Below are 5361 nucleotides of genomic sequence, written 5' to 3'. Positions count from 1 at the left end.
GGATTCCGCCGCATTGCAACCCGGTATGATAAGCTGGCTTTCACATATATGGGATTCGTATGCCTTGCTTCAATCTTAATTTGGATAAAATGACCAAAAGTTGGTAATTTTCAAACACGCTCTAGCACCCTGTGTTAACCATCACCAAAAGGAGCATTATCTTTTCCACAGCCTATTCCTATAACCATACTCCCCAATCTCCATAACCAAATGTCCCACTGCCATGATGAAGTTTTCCGTCCGCCTTGAGATTTCTAAAGGCTTCCCGCATACGGATTAAGATTTCCGGTTCTATATCCAGTGAATGGTGCGCCGGAAATACTTCTTTTACAGGCAATGCCGCAACTTTTTCCAAAGAATCGAGGTATGCCTCCGGGTCAGTAGACGGATAATAAGCAAACAGAGTATCTTTATAAACCAAATCGCCTGTAAATAAATATCCCTTGCTTTTTTCCCAAAAGCACATATGCCCCGGAGAGTGTCCGGGAGTATGCAACACTTCAATTTCCCTGCCTCCAATATCAATGATGTCATGGTCTCTCAGCACTTTTGTTGGTATGCCTTGAAAAAACTCATAATTATTCACGCAAAATCCTTTGGGTAAATCACAGCGATCTATAACCATCTCTCTTATCGTTTCGATTGATAAAGGGAATTTACCATTCAACCAATCCAATTCATCAGCATGGGCATAAAAATCTGGGAAATACTTATGCCCTCCAATATGATCCCAATGAGTATGCGTTGCTACTGCCGTAATTGGCTTATCGGTAAGTTTCAGCACTTCCTCATAGATATTGGAAATGCCAAGCCCTGTATCAATAAGCAGACTTCGGATATTTCCATTCAACAGATAGCAATGCGTTTCCTCCCAATGGCGGTATTCGCTGATAATATATGTATTTTCATCAATCTTATCTATTGTAAACCAATTATCCATTACTCTATACTCCTAAAAATCTCAATAAATTTATAGCTTCTCTATCTCTGCCAAAGAATTTTGAATATCCTTATAAACCAATGGTTGCATACTGTCTGCATAAATAGATGTATCTGCTTTTTGCAGTGAGGCAACAATATCACACTTTAATTCCGGCTTATTCTTTGCAATCATAGGCAGTAATTTTATACACTGTCTTGCCGTTATCGGCTTAACATCTTCTATATGCTTCAAATATTCGTCTATGATTTCATCAATTTTATTATCTTTATCCCATTTAGCGTTGTAAGCAATCAGTGTAAGCCCTCTTGTCCGAATGTAAGAATTATCATTGTCAATCATATCGGCTAACTTATCCATATAACAATATACCCTGTCCGATTCCTCACATTCTTTCTGTAGCACCTGTAATGCTTTGTATGCCGTATTACTATTTTTATCAAATAACAGCGAAAAATTATCCTCAATATTTATTTCCATGCCGTTTCATCTCCCATATCTTAAATCATGCTTCAGATTATAGCACTTTCTCCTGGTATCTGCCACTATAAAATACAGGGCATAGCAACCGCCACGCCCCACATTTCTTATCGTTCCAACGACTTCTCAAGATTCTGTTCCTGCCCTTTCAAGTCATTCTGCTTCTCATACAGATTATTACGCTCTTTGCAGAGTTCTTTCATGCGCTCCAACTGCGCCCTCACTCCCTCCCGGCAATCCGGCTCTATCTTTTTATATTCCCCGGTCAAATTGCAGATTGTATTGTTGTTTTTTTATCTGTTCCGACAAACATACCCAGTCTATCAGATTTTGCACTTCCTTATCCGTTTCATAAAGGTCTGTATCTGCCATGATTATCGAGTAAAATCACAGCTTCCAGTATTCCCGCTTTCAGAAACTTGTCTATCAGTCTCAGGATGTTCGGGTCCTGTATGTAGTACCCTACAAATTTCAGGATCCATTCATGGCTCATATGATCAAAGAAGCCTTTGATATCCGCATCCACGATATAGTCTATCCGTCTCCTGATGATGTTACAGCACATGCTCTTTATCGCCATGTGACAGCTGCGTCCGGGCCGGAATCCGTACATGTTCTCTTCAAACTTCGGTTCATATACGACTTCCAGCATCTTCTTCAGGCCCTGTTGGACTATCTTGTCTTCGTACGCTGCTATCCCCAGCGGCCGCTTCCCTCCGTTCGCCTTCGGAATATACACCCTTTTCGTCGGCTGCGGCTTGTATGACTTCTTCTTTAGCCTCTCCACCAGGTCTCGGATGTTCTCCTCAAGGTTTCCGTCATATTCCTCTTTCGTCACTTCATCCACTCCCACTGCCCGGTTTCCAGACAGCTCTCTGTGACACTTCTCCAGCATTTCTTCGTTCAGCAGATGATACAGTGATGTGAATATGGGGTGTTTCTCCTGTGCTGCTTTTCCTGCTATCCTTCCTAATTTCGTTTCCATCTTGTTCCTCCGTCCCTGGGTACGGTAAATATGTCCTCAGGAAGGGTGTTGCTGTGCATCCGCCTTCCCTCCTCCGGCATTACCCGGTCTCTTCGGTAGTATGCAGATGTCTGACTGCCTGATATCCTTCCGATTTCCTTCGTTTTATAGTCGTACGTCGTACCTGCTCTTACAGGAGACATCAGGCTCTCCCCTGTTGACTGAACGGCCATTGTGATACATGATTGGCTCTGAGACCCCGCCAAAGCCGCGTTACACTCGCATTATCGCGTAACGCGATGTTGCCTTCCGCATGGATGAACTGCGTCGGCCTTTGAGACCCTGTAAAATTTCGGAGCTTATAAGCATTGCAACCCTGCATCCTGACTGTCTACGCTTAACAACGGCTGTTACCGGACGTCGCTCAAGACTCGCTAACAGTGGTTTGCTGGACCTTACCGTGTGGGAGTTCCACCCACCAAGCCGCACCATGACTTTCTTCTCCATATCCGTCATATCCTATCAATCCCCCTTTCTTATCGGCTCATTTCAAAGGCATGTTTCGGGCGTTTACTTGCCCTTTCTGCCTGTTTCCTGCCTAAATAACGCTCCAAATCCCCAGTCAGATGCTTTTTCCTGCAATAGGTTATGGTATCGTTTTGTTCCATAACCTTATCCGTCAAGCGGCTAATCTGCTCCTTTTGCCCGTCCACTTTGGCGGTCAGCTTCTTGCCCTGTTCCGTAAGCTGCACGCATTTGATAGTCAGATTTTTTACCACTTCTTTTAATTTCTCAACAAGCTGCCAGACTGGAAAAGGGCGAAATCACCAAAGAAGAATATGACGAGTGGCGGTACAAATATCCAGAACTTGACACCCACCAAATCTGGGCAAAGGTTCCTCCGCAAGAATTGTTTGACTCCATCAATGAAGCTGCTAAGGAAGCAGAAAAGGAAGAAACAAAACGCAAGAAGAAAAAATGAACGCAAAAAACCTTACCCATTTTCAGTTGTCATTTCCGAAAATCAGTAAGGTTTTTCTGTTATTGAAGTATTCTTTTATTCAGTGAGTGATACCTAAAATGTTGCCAAATCGCTGCCAATACCTAAACAAATTTGCTTGCAACACGCATAAATACTGGGTTCTTAAAGACCATTTCATCACTCAAACTCTTCTCACAAGAATTTAATCTACCTTATTTCCCGTGTTCTACATATGTGTATTTTGGCTATTTTTCTTTTTATTTGCCATTATTCCACTTTTCTAAATTTTTTATACTCAAAATGCACTCACCTATTAGCACATTGTCCACCGTTTGTCACCCTCTAATCGTAATGTCCCCTACATGAGATAATTACTACAGTTTCTCGCTCAACCGCATAGACAATTCTGTGTTCATCGTCTATGCGGCGGCTCCAAAAACCGCTCAAATTGTCTTTCAGCGGCTCCGGCTTGCCAATGCCCTCAAAGGGACTCCGCCGCATGTCCTTTATCAACATATTGATACGCTTCAGAATGGCTTTGTTGGTCTGTTGCCACTGACAGTAGTCTTCCCATGCGTCAAAATCCCATTGTATCCGTTTTATCTGCATAAGCCCCCTATTCCTCAATCAATTCATGTTCCGTCAGTTTCAGCCGCCCTGCCTTGTAGTCCTCCATTTTCTTTTCCAGATAGCGAATATTGCTTTCGCTGTAAAAGGGGTCTGGGTCTGCGGTGATTTCAAAGGGGATTCTTCTTTCCTGCGCCACTTTGGTGCAGAAAATGGTGATTGCCGTGGTAAGGTTCATTCCCATTTTCCGGCAGATTTCTTCTACGGATTCTTTCAGTTCTGCGTCTATACGGAAATTTACGCTTGTCTGTGCCATAAGTTAAACCTCCTTTACGTCAAGATGTGCCTTTTATCAGAAGCGAAATGCATGCTTCTGATAAGTTATATTACAGGAACCGCTTTGCGAACCCTGTAATCAGGCAAAGCAAGAAATATGCAAGTTCTTATAGGTTATATTATATCGTGTTTTGGATATTTGTAAAGTGTTTTCTTTATGATTTTATATATTCGCTTTACAGTTTTTATACACTATGTGCTTTTCTCACCCGCCTTTTTCTTCTTCAACCACGCACTTATCCAAAGCATATGCCAAAAAAGTCCCAATCAGTTCATTCCTGCTATGTCCTGTTCTGGAAGAAATATCATCAATCTGCGCCACAATTTCTTCCCTGATTCTGATTGAGAAGACTTTGTATCCGTCCTCCCCTTTTGCTTTCTTAGGTTTTATCACTAAATTGTCATTCTTCATATTGCACCTCCGTTCAACCATATTTTATGCTTGAATTTTAGTCCCATATATTATTATTTATGTTATATTTTTATGTTATCAAATTACAGAATATTTAAGAAAATAGAGCGATAAAAGAAAGGAAACGTCTATGAAGCCGGAATTATATAACGAACTCAAAAAATACGCCTATAATTCCTTTGAGATATGTATGGGCTGAAAATCGGGGAGATTGACGGGGAAATCTGCCTGCGCCTTGACAAGTCCGACTATTCCACTTATACGTCCATGTTCGATATGTTCCACGCATGGCAGGAGCAAGCCGCCAGACTGGAACAGGGCGAGATTAGCAAAGAGGAATACAACCAGTGGCGGTACAAGTACCCGGAACTGGACACCTCAAAGCATTGGGCGAAAGTCCCCTCACAGGCGGTCAGTGAGTAAACGGTAGATAGGTTCTTTCCATTATTTGTTGACTTTAATGTGTTAAAGTACTATAATATGCTCAAAGTTCGGTAAAAGGATGTGAATGCCATATGGACGAATTCATAAAATTGCTCAATCAGGATTACGAACTAGTGTATTGACATGACGATATTTAACCTTACTACCGCCTTTTAAGAGGCGATAGTAAAATTGGGGTATAGAGACTTAAGCTTTATTCTGGCATCACCTGTCCTAAAATGCCAGTCAACCTTTGC

At 42.0% G+C, this 5361-nt stretch carries 7 protein-coding genes and 5 pseudogenes; 3 read left to right on the top strand and 9 right to left on the bottom strand.

Features of this window, described 5'->3' with window-relative positions:
* A pseudogene (locus NSB25_RS28685) lies at positions 1-93 on the top strand (IS5/IS1182 family transposase); the annotation flags it as partial.
* Between the two features lie 85 nt (positions 94-178).
* Here NSB25_RS28685 and NSB25_RS28680 read toward each other — a convergent pair.
* From NSB25_RS28680 to NSB25_RS28655, 6 genes and pseudogenes are all read right to left on the bottom strand, one after another.
* Positions 179-940: an MBL fold metallo-hydrolase gene (locus tag NSB25_RS28680; protein ID WP_103242729.1), complete on the bottom strand. Its 762-nt coding sequence runs from the start codon at positions 938-940 to the stop codon at positions 179-181.
* 30 nt (positions 941-970) lie between these two features.
* Positions 971-1420, bottom strand: a complete 450-nt coding sequence (locus tag NSB25_RS28675; RefSeq protein ID WP_103242728.1) for a SufBD protein — start codon at positions 1418-1420, stop codon at positions 971-973.
* A 107-nt stretch (positions 1421-1527) separates the two neighbouring features.
* Positions 1528-1792: pseudogene (locus tag NSB25_RS29845) on the bottom strand (hypothetical protein).
* Positions 1770-2405, bottom strand: coding sequence for a reverse transcriptase domain-containing protein (locus NSB25_RS28665; protein WP_103242727.1), 636 nt, complete (start codon positions 2403-2405; stop codon positions 1770-1772). Before NSB25_RS28665 ends, NSB25_RS29845 begins: the two are co-directional and overlap by 23 nt.
* On the bottom strand, positions 2390-2587 hold the full coding sequence (locus tag NSB25_RS28660) for a hypothetical protein (RefSeq protein WP_103242726.1): 198 nt from the start codon (positions 2585-2587) through the stop codon (positions 2390-2392). The genes NSB25_RS28665 and NSB25_RS28660 overlap by 16 nt, the downstream gene beginning before the upstream one ends.
* A 333-nt stretch (positions 2588-2920) precedes the next feature.
* Positions 2921-3184: pseudogene (locus NSB25_RS28655) on the bottom strand (plasmid recombination protein); the annotation flags it as partial.
* On the opposite strand from NSB25_RS28655, the pseudogene NSB25_RS30070 reads away from it, so the two are divergent.
* Positions 3178-3366 (top strand): annotated as a pseudogene (locus NSB25_RS30070) (helix-turn-helix domain-containing protein); the annotation flags it as partial. The pseudogenes NSB25_RS28655 and NSB25_RS30070 sit on opposite strands and share 7 nt — an antisense overlap.
* A gap of 342 nt (positions 3367-3708) precedes the next feature.
* Here the strand turns inward: NSB25_RS30070 and NSB25_RS28645 are convergent.
* The 3 genes from NSB25_RS28645 to NSB25_RS28635 form a co-directional block, all read right to left on the bottom strand.
* Positions 3709-3975 (bottom strand): Txe/YoeB family addiction module toxin, encoded by a 267-nt coding sequence (locus NSB25_RS28645; protein WP_103242725.1) that lies wholly within the window; start codon positions 3973-3975, stop codon positions 3709-3711.
* A 7-nt stretch (positions 3976-3982) separates the two neighbouring features.
* Positions 3983-4249: a type II toxin-antitoxin system RelB/DinJ family antitoxin gene (locus tag NSB25_RS28640; protein WP_103242724.1), complete on the bottom strand. Its 267-nt coding sequence runs from the start codon at positions 4247-4249 to the stop codon at positions 3983-3985.
* A 225-nt stretch (positions 4250-4474) separates the two neighbouring features.
* On the bottom strand, positions 4475-4681 hold the full coding sequence (locus NSB25_RS28635) for a ribbon-helix-helix domain-containing protein (RefSeq protein WP_103242723.1): 207 nt from the start codon (positions 4679-4681) through the stop codon (positions 4475-4477).
* A 183-nt stretch (positions 4682-4864) separates the two neighbouring features.
* On the opposite strand from NSB25_RS28635, the pseudogene NSB25_RS28630 reads away from it, so the two are divergent.
* Positions 4865-5104, top strand: a pseudogene (locus NSB25_RS28630) (helix-turn-helix domain-containing protein); the annotation flags it as partial.
* Positions 5105-5361 lie beyond the last annotated feature (257 nt).

Origin of the sequence: Acetatifactor muris, from assembly GCF_024623325.1 — a bacterium.
GTDB classification, from domain to species: domain Bacteria; phylum Bacillota; class Clostridia; order Lachnospirales; family Lachnospiraceae; genus Acetatifactor; species Acetatifactor muris.
Note: the sequence above shows the minus strand (reverse complement) of the source record. Positions and strands in the feature narration are given on the sequence as shown.